Origin of the sequence: Candidatus Phycorickettsia trachydisci, assembly GCF_003015145.1 — a bacterium.
GTDB classification, from domain to species: Bacteria; Pseudomonadota; Alphaproteobacteria; order Rickettsiales; family Rickettsiaceae; genus Phycorickettsia; species Phycorickettsia trachydisci.
This window is the reverse complement of the sequence record NZ_CP027845.1, coordinates 975,171-1,001,752: the sequence shown is the minus strand read 5'-3', so window position 1 is coordinate 1,001,752 and position 26,582 is coordinate 975,171. Positions and strand designations below refer to the sequence as shown.

Annotated in this window: 26 protein-coding genes and 2 tRNA genes; 10 read left to right on the top strand and 18 right to left on the bottom strand. The window is 34.4% G+C overall.

Features of this window, described 5'->3' with window-relative positions:
• Positions 1-38: 38 nt before the first annotated feature.
• On the bottom strand, positions 39-500 hold the full coding sequence (locus phytr_RS04405) for a DUF2670 domain-containing protein (RefSeq protein WP_158706864.1): 462 nt from the start codon (positions 498-500) through the stop codon (positions 39-41).
• 236 nt (positions 501-736) lie between these two features.
• On the opposite strand from phytr_RS04405, the gene phytr_RS04400 reads away from it, so the two are divergent.
• Positions 737-1,918, top strand: a complete 1,182-nt coding sequence (locus tag phytr_RS04400) for an ankyrin repeat domain-containing protein (protein WP_106874665.1) — start codon at positions 737-739, stop codon at positions 1,916-1,918.
• Positions 1,919-2,052: 134 nt separating this feature from the next.
• On the opposite strand, the gene rpsD is transcribed toward phytr_RS04400, so the two are convergent.
• A complete protein-coding gene (rpsD, locus tag phytr_RS04395; protein ID WP_106874664.1) occupies positions 2,053-2,673 on the bottom strand; it encodes a 30S ribosomal protein S4 in 621 nt (206 codons plus the stop codon).
• Between the two features lie 154 nt (positions 2,674-2,827).
• Between rpsD and phytr_RS04390 the strand changes: the two genes are divergently transcribed.
• The 7 genes from phytr_RS04390 to phytr_RS04360 all read left to right on the top strand — a co-directional run bounded on the left by phytr_RS04390 (position 2,828) and on the right by phytr_RS04360 (position 9,294).
• A tRNA-Arg gene (locus tag phytr_RS04390) sits at positions 2,828-2,904 on the top strand.
• Between the two features lie 18 nt (positions 2,905-2,922).
• Positions 2,923-4,179: a 3-deoxy-D-manno-octulosonic acid transferase gene (locus phytr_RS04385; protein WP_106874663.1), complete on the top strand. Its 1,257-nt coding sequence runs from the start codon at positions 2,923-2,925 to the stop codon at positions 4,177-4,179.
• Positions 4,169-5,098, top strand: coding sequence for a tetraacyldisaccharide 4'-kinase (gene lpxK / locus phytr_RS04380; RefSeq protein ID WP_106874662.1), 930 nt, complete (start codon positions 4,169-4,171; stop codon positions 5,096-5,098). The genes phytr_RS04385 and lpxK overlap by 11 nt, the downstream gene beginning before the upstream one ends.
• Positions 5,099-5,183: 85 nt before the next feature.
• Positions 5,184-5,729: a DUF4410 domain-containing protein gene (locus phytr_RS04375; RefSeq protein WP_106874661.1), complete on the top strand. Its 546-nt coding sequence runs from the start codon at positions 5,184-5,186 to the stop codon at positions 5,727-5,729.
• A 391-nt stretch (positions 5,730-6,120) separates the two neighbouring features.
• Positions 6,121-6,324 (top strand): IS1 family transposase, encoded by a 204-nt coding sequence (locus tag phytr_RS06540; RefSeq protein WP_106874660.1) that lies wholly within the window; start codon positions 6,121-6,123, stop codon positions 6,322-6,324.
• A gap of 344 nt (positions 6,325-6,668) precedes the next feature.
• Positions 6,669-8,768 carry a hypothetical protein gene (locus phytr_RS04365; protein WP_106874659.1) on the top strand — a complete coding sequence of 700 codons (2,100 nt, stop codon included), beginning with the start codon at positions 6,669-6,671 and terminating at the stop codon, positions 8,766-8,768.
• 31 nt (positions 8,769-8,799) lie between these two features.
• Entirely contained in the window at positions 8,800-9,294 is a 495-nt protein-coding gene (locus phytr_RS04360) for a hypothetical protein (protein WP_106874658.1), read from the top strand.
• 66 nt (positions 9,295-9,360) lie between these two features.
• Here phytr_RS04360 and ndk read toward each other — a convergent pair whose 3' ends face one another.
• Positions 9,361-9,783: a nucleoside-diphosphate kinase gene (ndk, locus tag phytr_RS04355; RefSeq protein WP_106874657.1), complete on the bottom strand. Its 423-nt coding sequence runs from the start codon at positions 9,781-9,783 to the stop codon at positions 9,361-9,363.
• Between the two features lie 263 nt (positions 9,784-10,046).
• Here ndk and phytr_RS04345 point away from each other — a divergent pair, with 263 nt between their 5' ends.
• On the top strand, positions 10,047-11,339 hold the full coding sequence (locus phytr_RS04345) for a bifunctional folylpolyglutamate synthase/dihydrofolate synthase (RefSeq protein WP_234352481.1): 1,293 nt from the start codon (positions 10,047-10,049) through the stop codon (positions 11,337-11,339).
• A 189-nt stretch (positions 11,340-11,528) separates the two neighbouring features.
• Here the strand turns inward: phytr_RS04345 and lpdA are convergent, their stop codons facing one another.
• The 8 genes from lpdA to phytr_RS04310 all read right to left on the bottom strand — a co-directional run bounded on the left by lpdA (position 11,529) and on the right by phytr_RS04310 (position 18,651).
• On the bottom strand, positions 11,529-12,902 hold the full coding sequence (gene lpdA / locus phytr_RS04340; protein WP_106874654.1) for a dihydrolipoyl dehydrogenase: 1,374 nt from the start codon (positions 12,900-12,902) through the stop codon (positions 11,529-11,531).
• Positions 12,903-12,908: 6 nt separating this feature from the next.
• On the bottom strand, positions 12,909-14,114 hold the full coding sequence (locus phytr_RS04335; RefSeq protein WP_106875041.1) for a pyruvate dehydrogenase complex dihydrolipoamide acetyltransferase: 1,206 nt from the start codon (positions 14,112-14,114) through the stop codon (positions 12,909-12,911).
• Between the two features lie 13 nt (positions 14,115-14,127).
• Positions 14,128-15,111 carry a pyruvate dehydrogenase complex E1 component subunit beta gene (locus phytr_RS04330; protein ID WP_106874653.1) on the bottom strand — a complete coding sequence of 328 codons (984 nt, stop codon included), beginning with the start codon at positions 15,109-15,111 and terminating at the stop codon, positions 14,128-14,130.
• On the bottom strand, positions 15,108-16,070 hold the full coding sequence (gene pdhA / locus phytr_RS04325) for a pyruvate dehydrogenase (acetyl-transferring) E1 component subunit alpha (protein ID WP_106874652.1): 963 nt from the start codon (positions 16,068-16,070) through the stop codon (positions 15,108-15,110). Before pdhA ends, phytr_RS04330 begins: the two co-directional genes overlap by 4 nt.
• A 140-nt stretch (positions 16,071-16,210) precedes the next feature.
• Positions 16,211-16,900 (bottom strand): ankyrin repeat domain-containing protein, encoded by a 690-nt coding sequence (locus tag phytr_RS04320; RefSeq protein WP_106874651.1) that lies wholly within the window; start codon positions 16,898-16,900, stop codon positions 16,211-16,213.
• 93 nt (positions 16,901-16,993) lie between these two features.
• Complete coding sequence (lpxC, locus tag phytr_RS04315) at positions 16,994-17,839, bottom strand: UDP-3-O-acyl-N-acetylglucosamine deacetylase (protein ID WP_106874650.1); 846 nt, start codon at positions 17,837-17,839, stop codon at positions 16,994-16,996.
• Positions 17,840-17,965: 126 nt separating this feature from the next.
• Positions 17,966-18,106, bottom strand: a complete 141-nt coding sequence (locus tag phytr_RS06405) for a hypothetical protein (protein WP_158706863.1) — start codon at positions 18,104-18,106, stop codon at positions 17,966-17,968.
• A 239-nt stretch (positions 18,107-18,345) separates the two neighbouring features.
• A complete protein-coding gene (locus tag phytr_RS04310) occupies positions 18,346-18,651 on the bottom strand; it encodes a hypothetical protein (RefSeq protein WP_106874649.1) in 306 nt (101 codons plus the stop codon).
• 411 nt (positions 18,652-19,062) lie between these two features.
• Here phytr_RS04310 and phytr_RS04305 point away from each other — a divergent pair, with 411 nt between their 5' ends.
• On the top strand, positions 19,063-21,813 hold the full coding sequence (locus phytr_RS04305) for an ankyrin repeat domain-containing protein (RefSeq protein ID WP_158706862.1): 2,751 nt from the start codon (positions 19,063-19,065) through the stop codon (positions 21,811-21,813).
• Here phytr_RS04305 and phytr_RS04300 read toward each other — a convergent pair.
• From phytr_RS04300 to phytr_RS04270, 7 genes are all read right to left on the bottom strand, one after another.
• The gene (locus phytr_RS04300; RefSeq protein WP_106874647.1) at positions 21,785-22,255 is read right to left on the bottom strand and encodes an HIT family protein; all 471 of its coding nucleotides are present in this window, start codon (positions 22,253-22,255) and stop codon (positions 21,785-21,787) included. The genes phytr_RS04305 and phytr_RS04300 overlap by 29 nt on opposite strands.
• 16 nt (positions 22,256-22,271) lie before the next feature.
• A tRNA-Met gene (locus phytr_RS04295) sits at positions 22,272-22,348 on the bottom strand.
• Positions 22,349-22,375: 27 nt separating this feature from the next.
• On the bottom strand, positions 22,376-22,510 hold the full coding sequence (gene rpmH, locus phytr_RS04290) for a 50S ribosomal protein L34 (RefSeq protein WP_106874646.1): 135 nt from the start codon (positions 22,508-22,510) through the stop codon (positions 22,376-22,378).
• A gap of 315 nt (positions 22,511-22,825) precedes the next feature.
• Positions 22,826-23,197, bottom strand: coding sequence for an ankyrin repeat domain-containing protein (locus tag phytr_RS04285; RefSeq protein WP_158706861.1), 372 nt, complete (start codon positions 23,195-23,197; stop codon positions 22,826-22,828).
• On the bottom strand, positions 23,169-23,414 hold the full coding sequence (locus phytr_RS04280) for an ankyrin repeat domain-containing protein (protein WP_158706860.1): 246 nt from the start codon (positions 23,412-23,414) through the stop codon (positions 23,169-23,171). Before phytr_RS04280 ends, phytr_RS04285 begins: the two co-directional genes overlap by 29 nt.
• 149 nt (positions 23,415-23,563) lie before the next feature.
• The gene (locus phytr_RS04275; RefSeq protein WP_199843752.1) at positions 23,564-24,250 is read right to left on the bottom strand and encodes an anaerobic ribonucleoside-triphosphate reductase activating protein; all 687 of its coding nucleotides are present in this window, start codon (positions 24,248-24,250) and stop codon (positions 23,564-23,566) included.
• Positions 24,228-26,342 carry a ribonucleoside triphosphate reductase gene (locus phytr_RS04270; RefSeq protein ID WP_106874642.1) on the bottom strand — a complete coding sequence of 705 codons (2,115 nt, stop codon included), beginning with the start codon at positions 26,340-26,342 and terminating at the stop codon, positions 24,228-24,230. The genes phytr_RS04275 and phytr_RS04270 overlap by 23 nt, the downstream gene beginning before the upstream one ends.
• Positions 26,343-26,582: the final 240 nt, after the last annotated feature.

Below are 26,582 nucleotides of genomic sequence, written 5' to 3'. Positions count from 1 at the left end.
TAACATTATAGGGAATTAGAGCGATAACTGCAAATATATTAAGGCAGAATTATTGGAGGAGTGGTACTAGAAGATGAGCTTGTGTCAGTACTAGCCGGTGCGTTTTGGGTGTTTGTATTTGATATTCCGCTAGATGGTAGTCTCGGAATGCCATTTGTATTTGATTGCGTTCCTGCGTTATTTGAATCATTTTCTAGTACTCCTTGCATCCTATTTTTGAGGCTATTTTCCAGATCTGTATCTTCTTGGGTAGGAGCGTAGCGGTTTGGTTCACCTAAACATTTCCAAAATTGGTTTAAATCGGTAATTAATGGCATGCAATTTTGTGCTGCACCTTTAATTTGGCTAGTCGCATCTATTAGCATAGCTTCAGCCTTGGCAATAACTCCCTTATCTCTTAATGCTGTATAAGTTGAATATAAAACAGAGAAGGCCGCAACTACTACAATAATATACCATTTGGCAACCAATGCCTTAACAAAGGCTTCTACAGGATTCATGTTATTAATCTTTTCAGTTGCATAACACTCAAAACGCATGAATATATAATATCTCTATTTAACCTAATATAGTCTAGGAAGGCAAAGATTTAGAGGTATAAACTGAAACTTTTAATATTTTGCTGTATTTTAGTTTCTATAAGAACAATCAAAGACAACTTAAAATCAAAAGAAGAGAATTTACAAGTTATCAAATAAGTATTATTATGTAACTAAATATATTTTAAGACATAGTTATGTTAACTAAACTTTTAAGCCTAATTAATGCAATAAATGCACAAATAAATGCAAGCGCTATGGAACTTCAGCTAAATGTAGCAAAAACCCTTCCTATACCTGCGGTTGAATATGGAGAATGGAATCCTTTTATGCTTTACTGTCGTTATAAGAATCGTGACAATATTAGGAATAAATTTTCTAAGGAAATTAACAGCGCTATAGAAGAGGTGATAAAGGAAGGTATTGATTTAACATCTTCTGATCTCACCAATAAGATATTAAAGTTAATTGATGAAGGATTTATTGGTTCTAACAACTTACTGCACTTCAAAGAAACTGATTTCAGTACTAAAGGATCTAGCTTGATGACAGCTATCAGAAGCCAAAATAAAAAAGCTATAGATCAATTTTTAGCAAATGGAGCAGACTTAAACTTTAAAAGCAAATCTGGTTCTACCCCCTTACACCGTGCTGTTGAAGCTGGAAACATTGAAATGATAAATTATCTTCTTGCAAAAAACGTTGATCTAAACACTGTAAATGAGCATGGATGTCGTCCTTTATATGACATATTTATAGAGAATACACAGACATTAATAGGAAAAAGTGATGAAAAAAAACTTGAAATTTTATCTCTTTTTACAAAAGCTGGGGTTAACTTTAATCTTGATTCAATAGGAGGCACATTATTCGAATCATTACTTACCCTAACCGATCCAGAAATTGAATCTTATGATGATCCTTCAACAAAATTTAAAGCAGCATTGATAGTCCTTGGTTCAAAACAAGATATAAATCTAACGGAGAATTTAATTAAATTTTTTACCAACAAAAATAATATAAATGAACTTTTCTCTCAAGTAGGTTATGACAAAGAGAAAGTTATCACTGGATGCAAATTATACAAGGCTTTAATGCAATCTAATAATGATGTACAAGAGGTATTAGAAAATATCTTAGCATTAACCAAACATCAGTTTGAGCTAATTAAAAAAGATTTGGATGATATTGATCTAAAAATACTTACAAGCTCTATTACAAAACTTGAAATAGATGAAATCTCTGAACTGCATGGCATATTAACTGATTTGGGCTTACAGGACTTCGACGTTGATGGTAATATATGCATGTCTGAAACTACTTCAATATTACCTGATCTAATGACGGGGGAAGAAATGACTGAATTATCTACTATTTAATTTGAAAAAAGTAATGCAACATCCTGTAAACACCCATGGTTCTAAAACAAGATCAGAATAAGAACTATTGATAAGTTTTAGAAGTTTTTATCAAGTGAAATTTTATGGCGAGCTCAAAGTCCGCCATATGAAGATTACCTAGAATATAGCTCTACAATAAGACTTACGTCTGGCTCGAAAGGATATGGAACAGATGAAATCTCATCAGGAAGCTTAATGAACTGCCCACTGACTGTATCTTTGTCAAGAGAAAGATAGTCTGGTACATTTCTTCTGATTTTATTCAAGCTTTCAGCAATTACAGGTCTACCAGAATAGTTTTCAACTACTTCAATCTTATCACCAGGCTTTACTTTTATGCTTGGAATATTAACTACTTTGCCGTTAAGCTTTACGTGCTTATGAGATACAAGTTGTCTTGCGGCAAAGATTGTTGGAGCAAAGTTAAGTCTATAAACAATTGCATCAATTCGACTTTCAAGTAAGCCAACAAAATTTACGGCAGAGTTGCCTTTCATCTTGCGAGCCTTATCGAAAATACCACGGAATTGAGATTCCGTAATACGTCCATAGTGAGCTTTTAACAGCTGTTTTGCTCTTAAGTGTTGACCATAATCAGATGCTTTAGCTGATTTTGACTTGGCGTGTTGACCAGGTCCATAGTTTCTTTTTGCGTAAGTATTTTTATCGCTCTCCCAAACGTTACTTCTTAGTTTGCGGCTGATTTTATACTTTGCGGTAATAATTTTCGTCATTAATCCAATATTTAAATGATATACGGCATAATTCCAGATAACATAATAACCTATTCGTTAATTTTATACAAGCAAATTTTTAAAAGTGATTTTATCTCATCAAAACAGACCTTTATTTTTGACTGTATAAAGTGTTATAATCACCTCGCATAAGGCATCCGTAGCTCAGCTGGATAGAGCTTTGCCCTCCGGAGGCAACGGTCATTGGTTCGAATCCAATCGGGTGCACCAACTTTATATATAGAGTATATGTTATATTTGTATGCTTACAATATTTTAAGCATTCTACTTTTACCTTTTATTCTTTTGCACTTTATATTTAGGGTTTGTAAAAAAAAAGTAGACCTTACTAGGCTGGGTGAAAAATTAGGAATAGCAAAAATTCAAAGACCAGATGGAGAGTTGATATGGCTGCATGCAGCAAGTGTCGGAGAAACTTTTGTAGCTTTAAGGCTTATGGAAGAATTATCGCAAGATGGGAAATATTTCTTGCTCACAACCTGCACTACGACATCAGCAGAAATAGTAGCAAAACAAAAATTGCCTCACTTAATACATCAATATGCTCCATGTGATTTTAGTTTTTGCATAAACAAATTTTTAAATTATTGGCAGCCTTCTATTGGAATTTTTATAGAGTCGGAAATATGGCCTAACAGAATTAATCTGACAAGCCAAAGGTTTAAGATTGCTCTCCTTAATGCACGTATGTCTGACAGATCTTTTGCTAGGTGGAAGCTTTGCAAGGGCTTTATGAGTTTTTGTTTAAGTAAATTTAGTATTATCCTTGCTCAAAGTAAGGAAGATCGCGTGCGTTTTGAATTGCTAGGAGCAAAAAATGCAATTTATGCAGGCAACATTAAATATTCCATTACTCCTCCAAAAGTAAACAGCAAAGATCTGGAAACCATAAAAGATCAAATAGGTAATAGATCGGTGTTATTAGCAGCAAGCAGCCACGAAGGAGATGAAGAATTTATCTTAAATTGCTATGAAAAGCTCAAAAAAGATAAGTTAAACTTATTATTAATAATAGCCCCAAGACATCCTATCAGAGCTGAGCAAATATTAAATCTAATTAAAAGCAAAGGTTTTACTTGCTCTAGAAGAACTCAAAAAAATCCTGTAACATTAAACACAGATGTATATTTAGCAGACACAATTGGTGAGTTAAGTCTGTTTTATTCCTTAGCAAATGTAAGTTTCATAGGGGGCTCATTAAAAAATGGTGGCCACAATATATTAGAAGCTTCATTTTTTAAGACATTTATAATTTTTGGTCCTGATATGAGTAATTTTAAAGAAATTGCCTCAGAGTATCTTCAAAATAATGCTGCGGCAGTATTTAGAGATGAGACAGAAGCTACTAATATAATAAAAAGCGCTTTAAATAACTCTCAACTTATTGAATTGCAAAATGAGGCAGCAAGCACTATATTAAAGCAAAAATCTCAGATATTAAGTATTTATATTCAACACTTAAACACAATATACAATGTATCCTAAATTTTGGAATTCTAAATCTATTATTTCAACTCTATTACTTCCCTTAACTCACATATATGTATGGTTCAGTGAGCGTAGAAAAAGATTAGCAAATCCTATACATTTTGGGATTAAGACTATTTGTGTAGGTAATATAACCGTAGGAGGAACGGGCAAGACTCAGTTCGTTATGTGGCTTGTACAAAGACTCAAAAATATTAAAACTGTTATTGTTTCTAAGGGTTACAAATCAAACTTTATCGATCCTCAGATAGTTGGCAAGTACGACAGTCCTGAGCTGGTGGGAGATGAGCCAAAATTAATGAGTAAGATCACAGATGTAATTGTAGCTAAAAATCCTGCCGATGCATCGGATTTAGTGGCTCAAATCAACCCAGACCTGGTCATCTTAGATGATTTTATGCAAAATCCATATGTAACTAAGGATTTTAATATTTTAATTATAGATGCTGATCGCAATTTTGGGAATAACCGATTACTTCCGGCTGGCCCCCTAAGACAAACATTTGAGTCTGCTAAAAACCAAATAGGTTTAATAATTGCGATTGGCTCAAGTCCACAACGCCCCAATAATCTGCTAGATGGAGCTTTTTATGCTCAAATTACTTCTGAAAGTGAATTAGATACAAATAAGAAATATTTAGCATTTGCAGGAGTTGGAAATCCCGAAAGATTTTTTTCATGTATAAGTCATTTAAACATAGTACGTAAGGTTACATATAGCGATCATCATAATTACCTATCTCAAGAACTATACTCTCTTCAAAAAGCCGCAGATAAACTGGGTGCCACTCTGCTAACCACTCCAAAAGATGCTGTAAAGTTAGTGAATAAATTAAAGTTTGAAGTTTTTGAGCCAAAACTTCAATTTGAAAACCCCACAGATGAGGAAAAGATTTTATCTATCTTATCTCAGTAAATATAAAAATAACAAAATATTACATTGACAATCTCTAAAAGATAAAATAGAATAATTTTTATTAATTTTATTACATTAACCTTTTATGAGAAACTTAATATCTAAAAATTTCATATTATTAATTATATCTGTTATATTATCCGCTTGTGGTAGCACGCTACATATGCATGATAAGAAAGAATGTAAACAATATACTAGAGTTATAATTAACGATTTTAAAGACAAAGCCAGTAAAAAACATAATGATCCACACGTTATTGCTGAAGGTAAACGTTTTGCTGATATGATAGCTCGTGAGATGTTGAAGAAAAATTTATTTGCTCAAGTAGATAGAAACGTTGAGTCAGACGAGCCGGCATTATTAATTGATGGCGAAATCATCAAATATCAGGAAGGAAATGCAGCCTTACGTATGATAATAGGACTTGGAGCTGGTAGTTCAACTTTTAAAGCTAAAGCCCACTTAAAAGACAATGAAACAAAAAAGACTATAGGCAATATAGATCTTAATCAAACTAGCTGGGTCCCAGGAGGCGTGTTAGCTGGTGTGCAAGATATTCAATCTCATCTACAATCTGCAGCAACAGGTGTTGCAAATAAATGCTCAAAATTTAAACAGCAAGACAACTAAATCTTATCTCTAAACAAAAAGCTAGAATAATAGGGCCGCAGGGCCCTTTAAGTATTATAAAAACAATTCAGATTATCGTTTTCAAAAGTTGCCAAAAATTGACTATGGTCATTCTCATTGTTTCCTAAAAAAAGCTTCCAATATAGGCACTGCACAAACTAATGCTTTTAGATCTTTTGAAGATTCCGCTACATCTTTTGAAATTGAAGAGAGGGGGCGACAATTGATTTATAGCATTATACTTCTCTTCTTCGTCTTTCAACAGATGGGACAGGGCCTAATATGCAACTAATCTTTTAAATGTGAGCCTAATCGATAGGTTTAGTGAGCATTTATTCCTGTTTGTAATAACATATTTATTAATACGCTAATATGAAAGCAGTTGAAATTGATGAGATGCCGCATTATACCCAAAAAACAAAGAAAAATATGGATATGGTTTGCTTTTTATCGTGCCACAAAAAAGTTCTTGGTCATTCAAGCTGGCTCTCATGGTAAGAAAGCATTAAGGAGTTTACTATCCAAGCTTGATAGGTACAAAATTAGAGTATTTTGTACAGATCACTGGAAGATTTATAGGAGCTTAATTCCCTAAGAGCAACTTATTCAAAGCAAGAAACAAACAACTATAGTTTAAAGCATTAACTACAATCTTAGGCATTACTTAGCACATTTTAGAAGAAGGTCTAGTTGTTACTTGAAATACCTTGAAAGGGTTGAACTTTCTTATTATTTCTTATTCGAGTCTCATCTAACTATCTTTGCAGTAGTGCAATGCCAAGCTGTTATTTGATTTTTATAATAAGATATTGGGCATGTCCTTTTTTCATATAATGTCAGATATATAAATTATATGATCTTATTACAATGATTAAATGTCATTTTATTGGTAGTATATATCTGTTAAGATGTAAGATAAATAATCAATAAAATTTAAATATGACAAAGTTAGGCAAAACTGCCAAGCAAAGTATTAATAAAAGTGTTATCAATTCCATTAATCTAGAACCCTTAACACCTTATGTAAAAAATGCTCTACAAGAAGATATGTATTTTCTTTCGAGTCATCCCAGTACTTTTAAAACGGCAAGACAGATATATAAAGTTCTAGAAAGCAATAAAACTGAGAGGGATATAATGAGTATTGTATCCATACTAAGATTAGCTGCTATCAACATTTGTTTCCAGGTTAATTGCGGCAAGATTACACTAGCAGAATTTGAACCAATTTTTAAATTTTTTAATGAAATACCTTATTTACTGGAAGAAAGTAAAGTAAGCCAACCAGGAAAGAATGACACTTTTTTTCTTAAAAGAATCATTAATAACAAATCGGGATGGAGAAAAATATGTAGTCCCAAAAAAGCAAAACAAATTCTTTTTGATGAAGAGTTATGTTCTCAAGTTCCTCAGCGCCAATTCTTTGATCTTTTGTCACCATATAAACACGCAGCTGAAGTAATTAGCATGTTATATCAAGGTGAATTAGTGAAGAGTGGGGATGTTAAAAAGCTTTTTTTCAAAATCGATGATATAGATACTTCAGTTTTTCAAATAAATGACATTGCAAAGTGTAGCAATAGAGTTTTAAATAGAGTTTTAAATATTGTCACAAATTCTTATTCAGTGATAGCTGGGGATGAATTATGGCATAATTTCATAAAAGTAATCAAAGCTCATCCTATTGATTTACTATCGTCCCTAACGATAAATATTCGCCTATTAAAGGATGTAGTATCGAAAGATCAAGTTACTATCGGCTTTAATTTAGCTCAAGACATTTTAAATATTTTTGCTCAGGCCCTACCAGATGAATTAGGTAAAGAAATAAAATTTTTACAAAAAGATGAAAATGGCAATATCAACTTATCTTGGTTGAAAGAGATGGATAGAGTGGTGGAAGCATTTAACAGCAAATATGCTTCACATGTACCAAACAGCCATGTGTCAATAGAGCATGCTTTGACAATGATTTGCAGATTATACTGCATAAGTAAAAATCCGATAGAGGGTCTAGCAGTAGCATTAAAAATGAGGCAAATCAATCCAATCAATCAATTTAGAGAAAATGGCGGCTTAGCACAAGTAGCGTGTGATTTAAAAGAAGAAGAACGAGAGGTATATTTTACAAAGCTCACAAATTCTCTTACATTAATTCCTCAAGATGCGCGAGAAAAACTTTTAAGGTGGTTAAAAATGAGTTTTAAACATTCTAGTTCATATGATCAAGAATTTCTCCAAGAATATGAAACATTAAAATTTCACCTGGAAGAAGCTATAAGCACAATCCCAGGATCAGATCCTTTGATTAGAGATATCAAGACACTTTTTTCAATAAAACAACCATATTTTTATACGGAAAATAATGATCTCAACCAAGTAGAAAATTTATTGAGAGATTTAGAAAATAACAACGATATATCTCATAAAATCAAACAGGAGGCAAAGATAAAAATACTGTATCCTTTGTCTTTTAAGCCAGGATTTTCTAAATTTATAGATATGCTTAGATTCGAAGATGTGCATGACCCACTTGTTATGATGAAAATAGTTATAATTCATCTCAATGCGTGTAAAAATACGCCTGATATGTTGGAACAAAATCTGCGCCAAGCATTTGAATGGTTAAAAAATGTCAATAAGTTATTTTTTGAAGACAAAGAGTGTGTAGATGCAAAACAACTAAGCTTAATTAACCAATTTGTCATTATGGAATTTATGAAGCTTGGTGTAGATTACTGCTATATCCAAAAAGAGTTATTTTACATACCTTATAAAAGTTTTGAAAATCTAATTGTCTATCTTCATCAACATAAAATTTCATTTAATGTAGGCTTAGGGGAAATGTTGACCATCTGTATGCCTGGTTCTGACATAACCTTAGAGGAAGCACTACGTACCTCTCATAGTTTAGGAATGGTTAAAGATGACGTATTTTGGGATTTAATAAACCAATATTACAAGGACATTAAAGGTACTACATTAATAGATCCCTTAACTCCCACCAATCGAAACAAGAGCACCTTCTTGGATTATTAAGGGTAAAAAATACACCCCGAGTAATACAGAATTGCAAGATGAAAGTAGGAAAATCTATGCAGTTAAGTCTCCTAAGCTTGAATTAGATAAGATTTTAGAGAGGCAAGTTGATTTAGCTTTAGATAAAGGTCTGGTGAAAAGAGAATTAGGACCCCATGGCTTCAAAATGTATGAATTTGGCAAAGCGGGAAACAAAGCAGATCAATTATATAAAGCATATTTCAAAATCTCTGAGGGATTGAGGATCCAGTGTAAGCTGTATTTAGATGAAGCCACGGGAGCCAAATTAGCTTATGGGTATAAAATAGTGCCTCATGATCAAGTGGAAGCCTTTAAAGTACAGAGACCAGAAGCACATGCAAGCATAATAGATCAAGAATATACTGATACTACTCTTGAATCTAAATGTTCAGGAGGCGGAGAAGAAAATGCTGCTAAGGAAATGGGGTTTATGCTGCACATATCTTTTAATATGGATGATTTGAGGAGTAGAATGGGGGATTTGGATACCGAAGAAAATATATAATTAGTACTTTCATATTGTTACTACTTGTGGCGACTTCATTAATGAAAACCAAGACGCCACAAATAATTATTTTAAAATTTCATCTTGTGCAAAAAAGAAGCTAATTTCTCTTTCTGCAGATTGTGGGCTATCAGAACCGTGGACTGTATTGAAATCTAAACTTTCTCCTAAATCTCCCCTAATGGTTCCTTCAGCTGCCTCAGCAGGGTTTGTGGCTCCAATCACTTCTCTTGCTTTAGAAATTGCATTTTCTCCCTTAAGTACTATAGGAATCACAGGCCCTTCCGTAATGTTTTTCACTAAAGTAGGAAAAAATGGACGCTCTTTATGCTCGGCATAAAATTCTGCAGCGCGCTCTGATGTTAACTGAACCATTTTTTGAGCTGCAACTTCAAGACCTTCTTCTTCAAAATATGCGACTACAACGCCTGAGATGTTTCTTCTTAAGGCATCAGGTTTAATCATTACAAATGTTTTTTCTACTGACATATGCTTTCTCTTATCTGGTTAATATAAAAATAATAACCATAATATACAAAAATTAAAATATTTGAAAGCATTAATTTATAAATTTAATATTAGCATCAGTATTTTGCGTAAGTAAATTAGACTCTTTTAAGATATTATTGAGGTAATTTTCATAGCTATGATAAGACAATTTCTTAGATATTTTTAGCAAAATAGGTAAGAATAAACAGAGAATATTAGTATTATTTACAGTACATAGCAAAAGATATAAAAAACAAATCCTTATGGTTTTCATGCCCCATTGGCCTAAGCCTTTAAACTTTAAGCCTATAAACTATAATCTAGACAATATGCAACATCTGCTTGAGATCCTAGGTAATCCCCAAGATAATTTGCCGCCTACAATTCATATAGCAGGAACAAATGGCAAAGGTTCGACTAATGCCTATATTAGGAGTATTTGCAAGGCAGCAGGTTTATCATATCATGCTTATACATCACCGCACCTTATAGACTTTAATGAAAGAATAGTTCTGCATAATGAAAAAATCAGTGATGAATATTTATTTGAGTTATGCGAGACCGTAAGGATTGTTGCAGAAAAAGCAAGCTTGCAGCCAACATTTTTTGAAGGCACAACTGCAGTTGCCTTTTTGGCATTTTCGCGCAAATATGCAGACTTACTGATCTTAGAGACTGGAATTGGAGGACGTTTAGATGCAACGAATTTAGTGCAGAAACCTCTAATGAGCATTATTACGCCAATTTCGTTCGACCATATGGACGTTTTGGGGCATACGTTATCGAGTATTGCGTATGAAAAGGCCGGAATTATAAAGCCGCATGTAGCTTGTGTTGTTAGCAGCCAGGTTCCCGAAGTAGAAGAAGTACTGTTCAAAAAAGCATATGAGCAGAATTCGCCTTTTATTTTGTATGGCAGAGATTTTGGAGTTCACAAGACTCAAGATGGCTTTGAATTTATGTCTCAGTATTTAAATTGCAATTTCCCTATGCCCGCTTTAAAAGGAGATCATCAAATCTTAAATGCGGCAACAACAATCGCTGCTCTTAGCTTTGGGCAAAATCTTTTCGAGTTTAGCCAAGATCATTTCGCAGAAGGTTTGAAGAATGTATATTGGCCAGCAAGAATTACGCAAGTAAACGAGTGCCGTAAATTTATAACTCAAAGTCCTAATGTTAATGTTTGGGTAGATGGGGCTCACAATCATCATGGAGCAAAGGTTTTGGCAAATTGGATTAAAGATGAATTATCTGGAGAAATTAGCCTTATCATTGGTATGACTAAGAATAGGGATGCAAATCTTTTTTTGAGCGAGTTTGAAGGTATATTCAATAATATATATACGGTGCCTGTAAAAAGCGAACCTCTTAGTTATTCATCAGAGGCTTTGGCACAGCTTGCTACTCATTTTAAACCTACTTCTTGCAAGTCTTTAGAAGATGCTTTATCACAAGTAAAGGCTGACCATCTTATTATCACTGGTTCTTTATTCTTAGCAGTAGATGTATTTAAGCTCACTAGCATAATGTCCACTGAAAATTGGACAAAGTGTTAAGAGAGTTAGTGTATAATCAACTTAAATTAATAAAGATACAGTAGCTTGCGACTAGGCACTGTTAACAAACTAATTCTTTTTGAGTAACTATCATTTGTCAATTTCTATACGATTTGACTAAATCTCTAGTTATTTTTAGTAAATATTTTAAGAAGATCTTATATTATGCAAAAAATTAGCAAAGGCTATCTAAATATGTATAGCCTTACCATAAGCATCTAGTACGGATTCGTGCAACATTTCAGATAATGTTGGATGAGGAAAGATTGTATGTATAATTTCTTGCTCAGTCAGTTCAGATGTTTTTGCAAGAACATAAGTATTGATCATTTCGCTAACATATGGACCTACCATATGCGCACCTAGAAGCTCACCCGTTTTTGCATCAAAAATAGTTTTAACAAGGCCTTCAGTGTATCCTGATGCAATTGCTTTACCATTAGCAAAAAATGGAAACTTACCAACTTTTATCTCTTTACCCAAGCTGCGAGCCTTTGCTTCAGTAAGTCCAACACTTGCTACTTGTGGATCACTATAAATACATCCTGGAATATTAGTTTTATCGATAGGCTTTACCTTGTGACCTGCCATAAACTCTACGCACAGTATTCCCTCATGACTTGCTTTATGTGCAAGCCAAGGTGCTGATATTACGTCTCCAATAGCAAATACTCCCTTTTCATCAGTTTGCAAGTATTCATCAACTTTGATTTGGCCATCAACTACTTTAACTTTTGTCTTATCAAGCCCTAGATTTTCGGTATTTGCAACAACTCCAGCTGCGACAATAACCTTTTCAACTTGCAAGCTAGATGGTCCTTTTTTAGTATCTAATTCTAGTGTTAGCTGAGCACCTTTTTTCACGCCTTTAACTTTAGCCTCTGTAATAATCGTGATTCCTTTCTTCTCGAAAGACTTATGTGCGATTGTAGCAATTTCTTCATCTTCATTGAACAAGATCTTATCTTGCATTTCGATTAGAGTAACTTTAGACCCTAAGGAATTATAAAAAGATGCAAACTCAATGCCGATTGCACCTGCACCGATAATTGCTATACTTTTTGGTAAATCCTTTTGAATCATTGCCTCTTTATAAGATAGGATTTTTGAACCATCAAATTCTAAGCCGGGAATTACTCTAGCCCTTGCACCCGTTGCGATAATGATATTTTTTGCCTCATATGTATTGGCGCCTACCGAAACTTTTGAATTACCAAGTAACTTAGCTTCCCCCTCTATGATTTCGACTTTATTCTTCTTTAATAATGACTTAACACCTTGACCAAGTTTGGCAGCAGCTTCTCTAGATTTTTCGACCATACTAGCTAAACTTGCTTTAGGAGCACTAACCTCAACTCCATAATCCTTTGCATGCTTGATAGCATCTAATACTGCAGCTGATTTAAGTAAGCTTTTTGTGGGTATACATCCCCAATTTAGACAAATCCCTCCTAAATGCTCTCTTTCAGCAATAGCAACTTTCATACCTAACTGCGCTGCTCTTATAGCTGCAACGTATCCTCCGGGACCTGCGCCTATTACTAATAAGTCGAATTTTTGCATATAATTTTATATTAAAATACTAAGCGGCTCTTCTAGATAGCCTTTTAATAACTTCAAGAACTCAGCTCCTAAGACCCCATCTACTACCCTATGATCACATGATAAAGTAAATTCTATTACGTTCCCTACAACAATTTGACCATCTTTCACTACAGGCTTTTGATTTAAGGCACCAACTGCCAAGATGCAAGATTGAGGAGGATTGATAATTGCAGCAAAATGCTTAATACCAAACATTCCTAGGTTAGATATAGTAAAATTTCCTCCTTGGAACTCTTCTAATTTAAGCTTGTTTTCTTTAGCTCTAGTAGCTAAACTTTTCATTTCATTCGAAATATTAGATAAAGATTTAAGGTCTGTATCTTTAATGATAGGGGTAATTAAGCCTTGATCTACAGATACGGCAACTGATACATCAACGCTGCTATACCTTTTAATACCTTCATCACTCCAGCTGCTATTTACTCCTGGTAGCTCTTTAAGAGCTAGGCCGCACGCTTTGATAATGAAGTCATTAATAGAGATTTTGGTACTGCTTTTGGAGTTAATCGCGCTCCTAACCTTTAGCAATTCATCAACTTGTGCCTCAATATTTAGATAAAAATGAGGTATAGTTTGTTTAGACTCTGTTAACCTTGATGCAATTGCCACCCTCATAGCACTGTGTGGTACCAACTCTACCTCTTGAGCTACTACTCTTAGTCCGTTGTTTGCTAAAAACGCTAAGATATCTGATTTAACGACTCTGTTGTTAGGGCCGCTACCTTGTAAAGTTTTTAGATTAATATTGTTTTGCTCGGCCATTCTTTTTGCAAGAGGCGATACAAAAACTTTTTCTGCTGGTTTTTCTGGCGCCTGAGATTTACAAGCTGGTGCAGAAATTTCGATATGTACTTTTTCTTCTGGCTCAGCTTTTGGACTAGAAGGCTCAGGAGTTTTTTCAGGTACTTGCAAATTACTTGCCTCTTCCCCATCTTCTAAAAGCAACCCGACAATACTACCTACTGCTATATCCTTGCTTTGATCTCCTATAACAATTTTGCCTAACTTCCCATCTCCAGGAGCTTCAACCTCCATAGTAGCTTTATCGGTTTCAACATCAAAAATAACTTCTCCGGATGAAACCTCATCTCCTTCTTTTTTATACCACTTGATCAAATTTCCTTTCGTCATAGTTGGCGATAAAGCAGGCATTAAAATATTTATAGGCATAGCAACTTTATATTTATTTCTGTATATAACACACTTTTTTTGCAGCAGCAATTACTTCATCTAAGCTAGGTAGAGCTAATTTCTCTAGATTTTCAGCATAAGGCAGCGGGACATCTTTACCTGTCACAAATTCCACAGGAGCATCTAGATAATCAAAAGCTTTTTGCATAATGATTCCAGCGATACTAACTCCAATACCCGCAAAAAACCACCCTTCTTCAACAGTAACAACTCTATTAGTCTTTTTAACTGAGCTTAGTATTGTATCTTCATCTAGTGGCCGCAAGGTTCTAAGGTCAATTACTTCAGCATCAATTCCTAAGTTTGCTAACTCATCTGCTGCTTTTATGGCTAGTTCCATTTGGCGCGAAAAACTTATGATTGTGACATCTTTTCCTGTGCGCACAATTCTAGCCTTACCAATTTCTATATCGCTCACCTCATCTGGTACATCAAAAGTATGTCCATATAAGATCTCGTTTTCTAGGAAGATGACAGGATTAGGATCTCTAATAGCGCTTTTTAATAAGCCTTTTGCATCTTCTGCGCTATATGGCGCAATAACTTTTAGTCCAGGCACATGAGCATACCATGCAGAATAATTTTGGCTGTGCTGAGCTGCGACTCTAGCTGCTGCACCATTTGGTCCACGGAAGACTATAGGACATTTAATCTTCCCACCTGACATGTAATGCGTTTTGGCTGCAGAATTAATGATCTGGTCGATTGCTTGCATGGCAAAATTGAAGGTCATAAACTCAACTATTGGCTTTAATCCTCCAAAAGCAGCGCCAATTGCAAGACCAGTAAATCCGTGCTCTGTAATAGGTGTATCAATAATTCGTTCAGGTCCAAAATGCTCTAGCAAATCTTGTGATACCTTATAGGCACCTTTATATTGTGCTACTTCTTCGCCCATAAGGAAAACTGTTTCATCAGCCTTCATTTCTTCATACATCGCATCTCTTAATGCTTGTCTAACTGTAATTTGAGTCATACTTGTATATAGATATCTGTATATAATTCTTGTTCCTGAGGCAGAGGAGAGGTTTCTGCAAAACTTGCAGCCTCTTTAATGACTTGCTTAATTTCTTGATCCATCTCTTTTATCTGCGCTTCATCTAAGTACTTTTTAGCTACAATCTGCTTTTTTATACGCTCGATTGGGTCATTTGCCTTATATCCTTCTACCTCTTCTTTAGTTCTGTAAGTAGCTGGATCAGACATTGAATGGCCACGATAGCGATAAGTTTTTACTTCCAAAATTTGAGGAATGTTAGTTTTTCTTATCTCATCGGTAGCCTTTTTGATTGCTGTATAAGTTTTTTCGAAATCCATACCATCAACTTGCGCGCCTTTAATACCTAAAGACTCTCCTCTTTTATATAGATGAGACTCACCTGTAGACCTTGCAACAGATGTTCCCATAGCGTATTCGTTGTTTTCTATAATGTAAAGTACTGGTAAAGACCAAAGCTCAGCCATGTTAAATGCCTCAAACATTTGACCTTGGTTGGCAGCACCATCTCCTAAAAATGTATAGCAGATATTGCCTGTTTTTCTATACTTTTGAGCAAAAGCCAGACCTGTTCCTATTGGAATTTGGGCAGCAACAATACCGTGGCCTCCATAAAAATGACCATCTGTATTAAATAGGTGCATTGAACCTCCTTTGCCTCTTGACGAGCCAGTATCTCTACCTAAGAGCTCAGCAAAAACGTATTTTGGATCTATTCCAGATGCAATAGTATGACCATGGCAGCGATAACTTGTCACTGTTGGATCGTTAGGCTTTTTTGCAGCAAATGTAGCTGCAACTACGGCTTCTTGACCTATGTATAGATGGCAAAAACCACCTATCATTTGCATACCATAAAATTGGGCACATTTTTCTTCAAACCTGCGGATAAGAAGCATCTGCTTAAGAGCAGAGATGTATAAATCTTTGTTTAACATTAGAGAAATTTTCTATATTAGACAAGTTTTATAATCGTTTCTGCGGTCCTTTTTGTCAAGCAAAAATTCTTAAAACGCTTTAATGAATAAAGGTGTGATAAATTTTCTAAGTTGACTCATCTGTCAAAACTATAATTTCTTCATCTTTGCTTTGGAGAAGGGGGTTTGTCAGAAATTGATCCAACCCAACTTGTACGATTCGTAACGTCTGTTCCCTCACTAATATAGCCTTCAGCGACAATCGTTGAAGAATCGTAGCTAGCTTTTTGTTCTTTTGACTTTCGATGTTCTTCTATCATTGTAGCTATTTCAGTTAATCCACGTTCACGTGCATAAGCCTCAGGTGGTAGGGTTTTTATTCTATTAATCTCCTGAGTGCGTTCTCCATTAAGAGTTCTAAATCCTCGAGAATCTCTTTCGCGGATTCTATATATTCCTGTGCGATAAATAGGTTCATCAACGTTTAAGCCATAATCTAAGAGTAGCCTTAGCATTGCAGTATCTCCTCTTTCTATGGCGCTAAATAATATTGTCTTTCCGTTACCTCGGTTATACAGGTTAGGATTTGCGCGCTTATCCAGGAATAGCTTTACAACTTCAGGAGAATTACATTCTACTGCTGTTTGCAGAGGAGTGGGCCTGTCGCTTTGTTGTCTATCTGGATTAGGGATTTTTTCTAATATTGCCCTTACTATTTCTATATTCTGACATGCAGCAACTTTTTGTAGAACAAGACTATCTATATCAACTCCTTGACTTAAAAGTTTTTCTACAGTTGTCAAGTCACTTTTATCTATTGCTGATATCAAATCTATCTCCTTACCGTCCATTTTGATATGTGTATTTTGTTATTATCACAAAATAGAATACTTTATAACATTACGTTTTCCTAGAGTTTTAGTGATATCTTTTCAGCAATGCTTCTAGCAAACGATATAATTGCTTGAATCTGAAAAGATTTTGCGAAGAATTTGATTGTTTAAAAAGTGACCACTTTTATGACAGCGGAAGTTGCCGATAACATTGCCAGCGGTGTAAAAATCACCTATTGAGTCTAAGATTTTATGCCTTACGAATTCATCTTCGAAACGTAGATCTACTAATGCTTTATCTTGCTCATCGATTCCAACAGCATTTTGAAGACTAACGCCAAGAGCAAGACCTCTGCTGTTTAAGTATTTTAAATCGCGCACAAACCCAAAGCTACGTGCTGCAGCAATCTCATCTTTAAATATACTATTATTGTTAAATGTCATTTGCTGCTTTCCAATGATGCTGCTTGCAAAATCTATAGATGTGTCAATCTCAAGAGTATCATCGGGCTTAACTGTTATAAACGCATCACCATGAGATACTTCAAGTTCTTTTAAAATTTTAATGGATTTTCTTTTGGTATCTAATATTTTAGTGCCAGCACATTCTAGCATGAAGATAAATGGTCTGCTGCTACCATCCATAATAGGAACTTCGGGACCATCGATTTTAATAATAAGATTATCAATTTGGAAGCTGTAAAGAGCGGCCATGAGATGTTCAATAGTAGATACTTTTACTCCGTGTTCGTTTGAAACTATTGTTGAAAGGTTAGTTTCTGTGACATTATTATATGTTGCTTGTATTACGTTTGGATGTTTTGTAACATCTGTGCGAATAAAAACAATTCCAGTGTTTGCAGGAGCGGGCTCTAAAATCAGTTGAGACATCCTGCCACCATGTACACCCTCTCCATAACAACTCATAGATGTACAAATGGTAGCTTGATAATTCATAATATTTACGTTAATTTAATATAATCCTTCATTATAATAATCCAAAAACGATAAATTTATAGGATTATTATATTACAAAATATTACGAAGTATGTGCAAACTACATTTCCTGAAAACCTGCAGAGTCTAATCTGTGTCATCTCCAGTAATCTCAACTGTAGTGCTATAAATTTCTAGGTCGTCTGCTGAGTATTGTGATTGGTGATACTTATCGTATAATTTTGCTGGGATTTTATTCGTTTCTTCCATATTAGTTATATTTTGCATGTTCGTGTTATCTATTTTTTGAAATGATTTTGGCGAACCTGTTGTAGATTTTTGTTTTTCAGTGTTGTCGGTTGCGGCTATTTTAGAATTTTTATTAAAAAACTTTTGGCTTAACCAGTTGAAGGAAGCTTTAGTTTGTTTAGTATGATTTTGTTGAGAAGTTTTATTTGTAGAATTTTTTTAAACCTGTATTTGAGTGATGTATAGTTTCGCAGCTTTTGGTGTCAGTTTCTTCATACTTATATTGTATTTTGCATTTCGTTGATTGAGCCACCATTCTCTTTAGTGTTTTTTAGATTTTTGATGAAGGTTATGATGCATAGTGAATGGTTTATCTCATTAATTTGAGCTAACAGTTGTTTATTGCTCTGGGCTGTATAGATGAGTTCGCTTAATAACCCGTTTGCTCTATACTGCAATTCGTGATTATCTGGAGAATGGTATAATTTTATTGCTAAGTCTATATTACCTTCTGCCAAACATTTAACTAGATCTCTGACAGGTACATAATGTGTAGCGATTGTTGGATCGTCTAAAAGTGTCATCGCTATGTTAACCCAGTCATCATTACTTTCGTTATGTATTAAAAGAGCACTGTCTTTATTTGCATTGTTAATAGCTTTTGCTAGAAAATGTCCATTTTGTTCGTAATCATAGTCTTTAATATGTTTCGAGTATTTCAGAATAGAAGGTTATGATAAAAATAATTCATTATTTTTATCGTATACTAGAGATAAAAGTAGTAATAACAAAGATTTCCTATAAGTTATTATTTGATTTTTTCTTTGTTAAAAGATCCCAAACATTATTAATTTTTTATTTTTTAAATTACTTTACTGTTATATATTATATTTTTTAGTATATTACTGAACTATAATTTAATAATATGCGATATGCCAACCATTGACACACATAACAGGATCTCCAAAGCAAATAATTTACATAAGAGATTCACAATGTCTTCTATTGACATAGATATGAATAATGAGGCAAAGATTTATCCTGATAAATTAGAAGAAGTATCATTTCCGATCTTAGGTGAGTTAGGCCAGAAAAAATTCAACTTGTTATTTGCTGCAGCCTTAAAAGGAGATGGTAATGAAATAATGCTTTTATTGCGTCAAGGAGCGGCTCTGCATGCTCTATCACCTAATGCATGGGGTTTAGCGCATGCATTAGCGTGTGGAGTAAGAGGAGAATTTTTAGAAGCGCTACTTGAAAAAGGTCTTAACCTTAACCTTGAGGGGCCTAATGGTATGGTTCCTATTCAGTTGGCTGCAAGGTCTAGTAATTTAAATGTTATTAAGTGGTTCATAGCAAAAGGTTTAGGGGCGAGAGATTTAGAAGACTTAGACTTACTTCATCATATAGCAGAGGGGAAGGTTAATAAATTGGCAGATGAGTTTAAAGATGCCCAAAGTGATGAAGGGGAGGATGTTTTTTTACATCAGACGATTACGTCAAAATATCTTATAGAAGAGCATAAGCTAAGTGTAGACACTAAAAATTCAGATAATTGGACACCGTTGCATCTAGCTGCTCGTGAAGGTAACACGGTACTTATGGGCCTTTTAATAAATTCTGGGGCTAACTTTAACTCTCCGGGGCATTTAGATAAAACTCCACTGCACGAAGCAATTAGTGGTGGACACCTTGAAGCGGTAAAGCTTTTAGTTTCACTAGGGGTAAGTCTTCAGGATCCAGATAGAAGTTATGATTCTTGTCCAATGCGTACAGCTCTAGAAAATGGTCAAATTCATATAGCAGAATATTTCATAGAGCAAGATGTTAATCCTTTGAGGGGTAGTTATGGGGTCGACCTAATATCTTGTGCGATGAATGCCATGCAGCTTCATGTAATGAAATGGTATTCTGACCTAGGTGTTGAAATAAAGAAATATTTAAGGGATAGGGATAGTGCGCAGAACCCTAAGTTAGATGTAGAAATATTGAAATGGCTTAAAAGCATAGATTTTGATCTAACGCAGCCTTTAAATTCAAATACTCTAATGCATATAGCTGCTTTAGATGGTCAGGTAGATGTTATGGAGTACCTAAGAAAGCAAGGATTGGAGCTTGATGAGGTAAATTATCAGCTAATGACTCCAGTACATAGAGCGGCTTGGAGCGGTCATTTAAACGTTTTAAAATATTTAAAGTCTCAAGAAATAAATTTAAATCAAGCAGATAAAGATGGTCAAACGCCTATTTTTTATGCTATTCAAAGTGGCAATTTTGAAGTTATTAATTACTTAATTGAAAATGGTGAAGATTTAAAAAGAAAGGATAAGTATAATAATAATCTTCTTCACATTGCAGTACGTCAAAATAATATATCTATTATTCATTGGCTTTTAAGTAAGGGCGTTGCAGTTAATCAAATCAATGATGATGATGATACTCCTTTTGACGAAGTTATTAAGTCTGATACAAAAAATGTAAAAGTGTTAAAATTATTAGAGGCTTATGGTGCTCGCGTTATTCCAGAAGATATTGAAGAAGTTGGAGCTGATATACTTTATAATGAAGGATCTATGTCGGATGGTTCTGGTGTTAAAGCAATAAGAATCGAACTGATAAGTTGGTTTGTAGAGCATGGTCTATCGGAAGGTTTCTTAGAAGAATTCGTAATCTCGTTAATTTATGAATGTTGTAAGCGTGGCAGGATAGATAAGCTGAGTACCCTAGAAAAATATATGGATGGGGTGCCGTTAAAGATGAGAAATGTTCAAGATTTAGTTAAATATGCTGCGATGCACCAAAAATCCAGTATTTTAAAATGGCTTGAAGTAAGAGAGATCGATTTCACAGCGACTTTCTTTAACTTAGAAGATGATACCTACAACATTAATTGCCAGATATTTGCAGCAAAGTGGATTGCTGATTATGGGGTTGAGGCTCATATATCAGCTACCGTAGGGGAAAGGTTATTCAAGTATGCAAATAGGTATGATAATCCTAAAGCGGTAGAATTCATTCAAAATATAAAGACAACTTGTGGAACAATTGAGTCGCCTAAAAATATAGATCAAAATCTTTTATATAATGCAGTAGCCTTGGGTAATATTGAGCTCATAAAAAAGTTCTATATGAAAGGAGGGAATCTTAATATATCGGATCAGGAGGGTAACACTCTATTACATCATGCTTTAAGTAAAAAGGCCTCAGATGATAATTCAGAGGTTATAGAATTTTTGATAGAAAATGGTATCAGTCTTAATGCAACAAACAATCTTGGTCTTTCTCCCTTGAAACTAGCAATAGATTTTAAAAAGTATAATGTAGTTTTATTGCTTTGTAGTTTAGGAGCTAAAATAGATGTGGATGATAAAAATACTCTACTTTGCTTTTTAGAACAAGAGCAACTTGATAAGGTTTTTGCTGGTGATAATTTAGAACAGCAAGCAAAAGCTATATTCCATATTATTTATTCGTATAGGTCTACTGTAGAATACCAAGATAGTGAATTAGATAAGATATTGGGAAATAAGTTGTCTCTGATTGAATCTGCTATAGAGACTGATATAAGAGAAATTATAACAAAGCATAATTATATCGGATTAGATCACGTATCTGTAAATCAAAGTGAACAAGAAGTTTATTCTATCAATTTAGATACACCTAAAAGTAGAAATGTGGTAGAAGAGACGGGTCAAGATGTAATGGGCGAAGTGGAGGCTAATAGTTGTTGTTGCTTAATCTCTTAGCAAGTTTTGCTAATTCTTGATCATCAGCTTTTGGGCCATCATTAGTACAAATGTATCCAGGATATTCATGAAAATAATGATCTACATTTGATTGAATTTGTTGCCAATTTTTTGCATAAGAAGCGGTGTTGGGTAGAGGAAATAGCTTAGCATGAACATGATCCACTCCAAATCCTTCAAGTACTAAACCAGTTCTTCCAACCCCCTTTAATTTCTTATCCAAGATATTTACAGCAACATGTTTAGCTGCAAGCACTAGCTGCGTTAGTTCCTCATCGTTTAAACTAAAAGCATAACTAGAAAAATGCTTTTTGGGTATTACAACCGTAACGCCTTTCATATTTGGAAAAATAGACAAAAAAGCTATATGATTTTCTGATTCCCATATAATATGGCTCTTTTGGGTCTGTGCAACAATTCCGCAAAATATGCAGTGTTTCATGATGAGATGTTAATTATGGTGGGTCTGGCAGGATTCGAACCTGCGACAACGCTCGTTATGAGCGAGGTGCTCTAACCGCTGAACTACAGACCCTAAAAGATGATAAATCGCTACAGTGATTTAAGCGGATAAGACTTTACGTCCCTTTTTTCTACGTCTATTCAGTATTGCGCGGCCACCTGCTGTTGCCATTCTAGCTCGAAAACCGTGCCTTCTTTTTCTTACTAGCTTACTTGGTTGGTAAGTTCTTTTCATAAATTTCAACTCTAAATTTTAACACAAAGGCAATTATACCAAAGGCAGACTTAAATTCAAAGTGAAATTTATTATCAAGCAGCTGCCGGGATAAATTCTCCACAATCTTCGGGTAGTATTAAATTTCGCCCCAGAATGTTCTGTGTAATATTGAGAATCAATTTTAGGCCTAACGACCTGATATATGAGCAAAATTACTACAACGCATTAATAACCTTATCGGTAAAAACTAAGCTCATATTTAGCTTCATCAGCTCCTGTATGTGTAATTTTAACTTGAGCCTCTATCACTTTATTATCATGCTAGGAATTAGATCAAAATTCACCTGATAGTGATGCATCTTTTTGATTTCTCCATTCATCAACTAATTTTGAGTAATAATCTTCAAATGACCAATCTATCTGTACCAAGATATCCTGAGGGGTTAACCCTGTTTGATTTCTTCCATAAGGGTCTAAAGGATAGTGTTGTATGAGATATTTCATTACTTGCCAGCCATCATTTTGCTCAGCCTCAATTTCTTGATCTTTTATGCTTTCAGCAGCAGCATGCAACAAAGTGCAATTTTCGGTATTAACAATTGCTCCTCTATCTAACAATAGCTTTAACATTTCTATATTGCCTTGCCTAGCAGCCATTCTTAAGGCTGTACTACCATCAGACCTCGCATTTGGATTTTGCCCCATAATCAAGCAAAATTTTAGCAATTTGCACTTGGTTATATAGCGCTGCGACATACAATGGTTTATCTCCGTAAGTGTTTTCGGCATCAACATTAACTTTTCTTTCCCGTAATAATTTTTCTACTTTTTTATAATCTGCTTCAAATATAGCTTGGTGAAGTAGGTTTGTATTGTCTTCATCTATAGGTGATGCGATTGCATTTTGTGTTTCATCTGGCATAACAATTACCATTTCGGTTGATATATTTATATATTACTACAATATTAGTACAATAGGTATTTTTCATTTGAATCGTCAATCTTAAAAGCACCTTGATCAGGGGAGGTAATGTTCCTTGCTAGATAATAACCCAATTATCTTTTATTAAGCTATCTGATAAAACAATTTAATCCGTCACTTTCAATACGGGATGTTATGGCAATCAATTCGTCCTTTCCGTAAGATGTGTGTTGATTGAAACTTTGATCTAAGGTTTTTGAAGGGACGAATTTTTGTAAATAATACCTCTTTGACCCTTTGATCAAAAAGGTTATTTGAAGAATATCTTCTTCTGAAAGTTGAGATTTAACTACCGTAGTTCTGAATTCATGATCCACTTGTGAATTGATAATAATATTAATGCTTTGCAGAATATTATCGGTATTGATGTTTGAGTTCGTAATAGATCTATATTTATCAAGAGGTGCTTTTACATCCATTGCAATATAATCGACAATTTTTAGATCTATTATTTCTTTTAATTTTTGAGGAAAGCTGCCATTAGTATCTAGTTTAAGCAAAAATCCCATATCTTTAATTTTCTGCATAAATTCTATAAGATCTTTCTGCAAGCACGGCTCACCTCCCGAAATTACGACTGCATCAAGCTTTCCTATCCTTGTTTTCAGAAAGTCAAAAACTTGAGACTCTGGTATTAAACGATCTTTTTTAGGACTAAAAAGCTCAGGGTTATGGCAATACGGACATCTCAAATTACATCCGTAAGTGAAGACTATAGCCGCAAGTTTTTGTGGATAATCAATTAATGAAATTTTATGCAGTCCTCCTATCAGCATAACTTTTTTCAACAGTATATGTTTTACGTTTTTTAAACTCAGCTTTCTTCCCATCATTCCATTGTTTTATGGGTCTAATATATCCCACAACTCTTGAATATACTTCACACTCAGAGCCGCATTCAGGACACGTAGGATGCTCACCTTTGAGATATCCATGATTAGGGCAAGTGCTAAAGGTTGGTGTGAACGTAAAATATGGAAGATGATAGTTTATACAAATTTTCTTAACTAAATTTTTGATATTTTGAGCATCATGAATCCTCTCACCGGCAAAAATATGAACTACGGTACCTCCAGTATATTTAGTTTGAATATCATCCTGGTGGTCTAGTACTTCAAAAATATCATCAGTATGATTTACAGGAAGTTGTGTTGAATTAGTATAAAAAGGATACGTGGTATTGCAATCATTTGCGCATTTAATAGAAACAAGACTAGCTTTATCAATTTTTGCAAGTCTATAAGATGTGCCCTCGGCTGGTGTTGCCTCTAGATTATAATTGTGTCCTGTTTCTTGCTGAAATTCTATCATCTTATTTCGCATAAAGTTCATGACTTCAAGAGCAAAACTTTTACCTTTCTCTGAAGCAATATCTGTGTCTATTAAATTTAGGCATGCTTCGTTCATACCGATAAGGCCGATGGTTGAAAAGTGATTTTTCCAATAAACTCCATATCTTTTCTTTATATCTCTCAAATAAAATTTTGCATATGGGTATAAATTTTTATCTGTAAATTGCTCCAACACTTTTCTTTTAAGCTCGAGGCTTATTTTGGCTAAAATCATTTTTTCTTCAAGAATCTTAAAAAACTCCTCTTTATTTTTAGCTGTAAAGCCAATCCTTGGCAGATTTATTGTAACCACCCCTATAGATCCCGTCAGTGGATTAGAACCAAATAACCCGCCACCTCTATAATCAAGTTCTCTATTATCAATTCTGAGTCTGCAGCACATTGATCTTGCATCTTCTGGATTCATATCTGAATTGATGAAATTTGAAAAGTACGGAATTCCATATTTGGCTGTCATTTCCCATAGCCCATCAAGGTCACGATTATCCCAATCAAAGTCCTTTGTTATGTTATATGTTGGAATTGGGAAAGTGAAAACCCTGCCGCTTCGATCTCCTTCCATCATAATTTCGAAAAATGCTTTGTTGACTAAGTTCATCTCGTGTTGAAAATCTTTATAAGTCTCTGACATGAACTGGCCCCCTATAATTACGTTGTGGTCTGCGTAGTAACTTGGCACTGTTAGGTCCATGGTAATATTAGTAAATGGAGTTTGAAACCCTGTGCGTGTTGGTACATTTAGGTTAAATAAAAACTCCTGCATTGCTTGCTTAACTTGGTCATAATCAAGATTATCGTATCTAATAAAAGGCGCAAGTAATGTATCAAAATTTGAGAATGCTTGGGCACCAGCTGCCTCTCCTTGAAGGGTATATAAAAAGTTAACAATTTGTCCTAAAGCGGTTCTAAAATGTTTTGCGGGGCCACTTTCAACTTTGCCTTGCACTCCTTTAAAACCTTCTAATAAAAGGTCTTTTAAATCCCATCCGACACAATAAACTGATAACACATTTAAATCATGGATATGAATATCTCCATCTGAATGTGCATCTCGTATGTAGTAAGGGTATATTCTATTTAACCAGTAGTTTTTGCTTATTTTGGAAGAGATATAATTGTTTAAGCCTTGTATGGAGTATGACATGTTTGAATTTTCATTCACCTGCCAGTCAAGCTTGTCCAAATATTCGTCAACCATATCTGTATTTGCATGTTTTAAGAATTCTCTTATTTTGGCATGTTCTTCCCTGTATATTACGTATGCTTTTGCAGTTTTTTTATATTCGGAAGACAGCAAAACTTTTTCAACCATGTCTTGGACTTCTTCGATACTAGGTGCTTTAACGTGCTTTTGATCTATGAGCTTTTCGGTTAGCTCAAGAACTTTTGCAGTTAAGTCTTTTGCAACCTTTGTATCAAATTCTTTTGTAGCTAAAGCTGCTTTTTCGATGGCACTGGTAATTTTGTTGGGATCGAAGCTCACGATTTGACCGTCCCTTTTTAAGATTGTATCCATTTTGTTGTGTATGAAAAGTTATTAAATATGCTAAAAAGTCCGCTAAATAGACCGATGAAAGTTGATCAGGAGTTAACTTTGAGATCAAGGTAACACCTACCGCGAGGGTTCCATTTTTTTTAAAGCTTTTTTGTATAGTTTACACAATCATAATACTAATATTTGACCCCAGCAAGAAGAATTTTAACAAGCTTTAGACGTTTATTTTTAATAATTTTTAAATAAGGGTAAATAAAAATG

Excerpts from the sequence above, each read along its gene's own strand:
- phytr_RS04375 (WP_106874661.1), top strand. The coding sequence starts at position 5,184 with ATGAGAAACTTAATATCTAAAAATTTCATATTATTAATTATATCTGTT.
- phytr_RS04365 (WP_106874659.1), top strand. The coding sequence starts at position 6,669 with ATGACAAAGTTAGGCAAAACTGCCAAGCAAAGTATTAATAAAAGTGTT.
- lpxC (WP_106874650.1), bottom strand. The coding sequence starts at position 17,839 with ATGAATTATCAAGCTACCATTTGTACATCTATGAGTTGTTATGGAGAG.
- lpxK (WP_106874662.1), top strand. The coding sequence starts at position 4,169 with ATGTATCCTAAATTTTGGAATTCTAAATCTATTATTTCAACTCTATTA.
- phytr_RS04345 (WP_234352481.1), top strand. The coding sequence starts at position 10,047 with ATGGTTTTCATGCCCCATTGGCCTAAGCCTTTAAACTTTAAGCCTATA.
- phytr_RS04280 (WP_158706860.1), bottom strand. The coding sequence starts at position 23,414 with ATGCCAGATGAAACACAAAATGCAATCGCATCACCTATAGATGAAGAC.
- phytr_RS04285 (WP_158706861.1), bottom strand. The coding sequence starts at position 23,197 with ATGGGGCAAAATCCAAATGCGAGGTCTGATGGTAGTACAGCCTTAAGA.
- rpmH (WP_106874646.1), bottom strand. The coding sequence starts at position 22,510 with ATGAAAAGAACTTACCAACCAAGTAAGCTAGTAAGAAAAAGAAGGCAC.
- lpdA (WP_106874654.1), bottom strand. The coding sequence starts at position 12,902 with ATGCAAAAATTCGACTTATTAGTAATAGGCGCAGGTCCCGGAGGATAC.
- pdhA (WP_106874652.1), bottom strand. The coding sequence starts at position 16,070 with ATGTTAAACAAAGATTTATACATCTCTGCTCTTAAGCAGATGCTTCTT.
- phytr_RS04320 (WP_106874651.1), bottom strand. The coding sequence starts at position 16,900 with ATGGACGGTAAGGAGATAGATTTGATATCAGCAATAGATAAAAGTGAC.
- phytr_RS04270 (WP_106874642.1), bottom strand. The coding sequence starts at position 26,342 with ATGGATACAATCTTAAAAAGGGACGGTCAAATCGTGAGCTTCGATCCC.
- ndk (WP_106874657.1), bottom strand. The coding sequence starts at position 9,783 with ATGTCAGTAGAAAAAACATTTGTAATGATTAAACCTGATGCCTTAAGA.
- phytr_RS06405 (WP_158706863.1), bottom strand. The coding sequence starts at position 18,106 with ATGCAAAATATAACTAATATGGAAGAAACGAATAAAATCCCAGCAAAA.
- phytr_RS04330 (WP_106874653.1), bottom strand. The coding sequence starts at position 15,111 with ATGACTCAAATTACAGTTAGACAAGCATTAAGAGATGCGATGTATGAA.
- phytr_RS04400 (WP_106874665.1), top strand. The coding sequence starts at position 737 with ATGTTAACTAAACTTTTAAGCCTAATTAATGCAATAAATGCACAAATA.
- rpsD (WP_106874664.1), bottom strand. The coding sequence starts at position 2,673 with ATGACGAAAATTATTACCGCAAAGTATAAAATCAGCCGCAAACTAAGA.
- phytr_RS04405 (WP_158706864.1), bottom strand. The coding sequence starts at position 500 with ATGAATCCTGTAGAAGCCTTTGTTAAGGCATTGGTTGCCAAATGGTAT.
- phytr_RS04385 (WP_106874663.1), top strand. The coding sequence starts at position 2,923 with ATGTTATATTTGTATGCTTACAATATTTTAAGCATTCTACTTTTACCT.
- phytr_RS04275 (WP_199843752.1), bottom strand. The coding sequence starts at position 24,250 with ATGCTGATAGGAGGACTGCATAAAATTTCATTAATTGATTATCCACAA.
- phytr_RS04305 (WP_158706862.1), top strand. The coding sequence starts at position 19,063 with ATGTCTTCTATTGACATAGATATGAATAATGAGGCAAAGATTTATCCT.
- phytr_RS04310 (WP_106874649.1), bottom strand. The coding sequence starts at position 18,651 with ATGACACTTTTAGACGATCCAACAATCGCTACACATTATGTACCTGTC.
- phytr_RS04300 (WP_106874647.1), bottom strand. The coding sequence starts at position 22,255 with ATGAAACACTGCATATTTTGCGGAATTGTTGCACAGACCCAAAAGAGC.
- phytr_RS06540 (WP_106874660.1), top strand. The coding sequence starts at position 6,121 with ATGAGATGCCGCATTATACCCAAAAAACAAAGAAAAATATGGATATGG.
- phytr_RS04335 (WP_106875041.1), bottom strand. The coding sequence starts at position 14,114 with ATGCCTATAAATATTTTAATGCCTGCTTTATCGCCAACTATGACGAAA.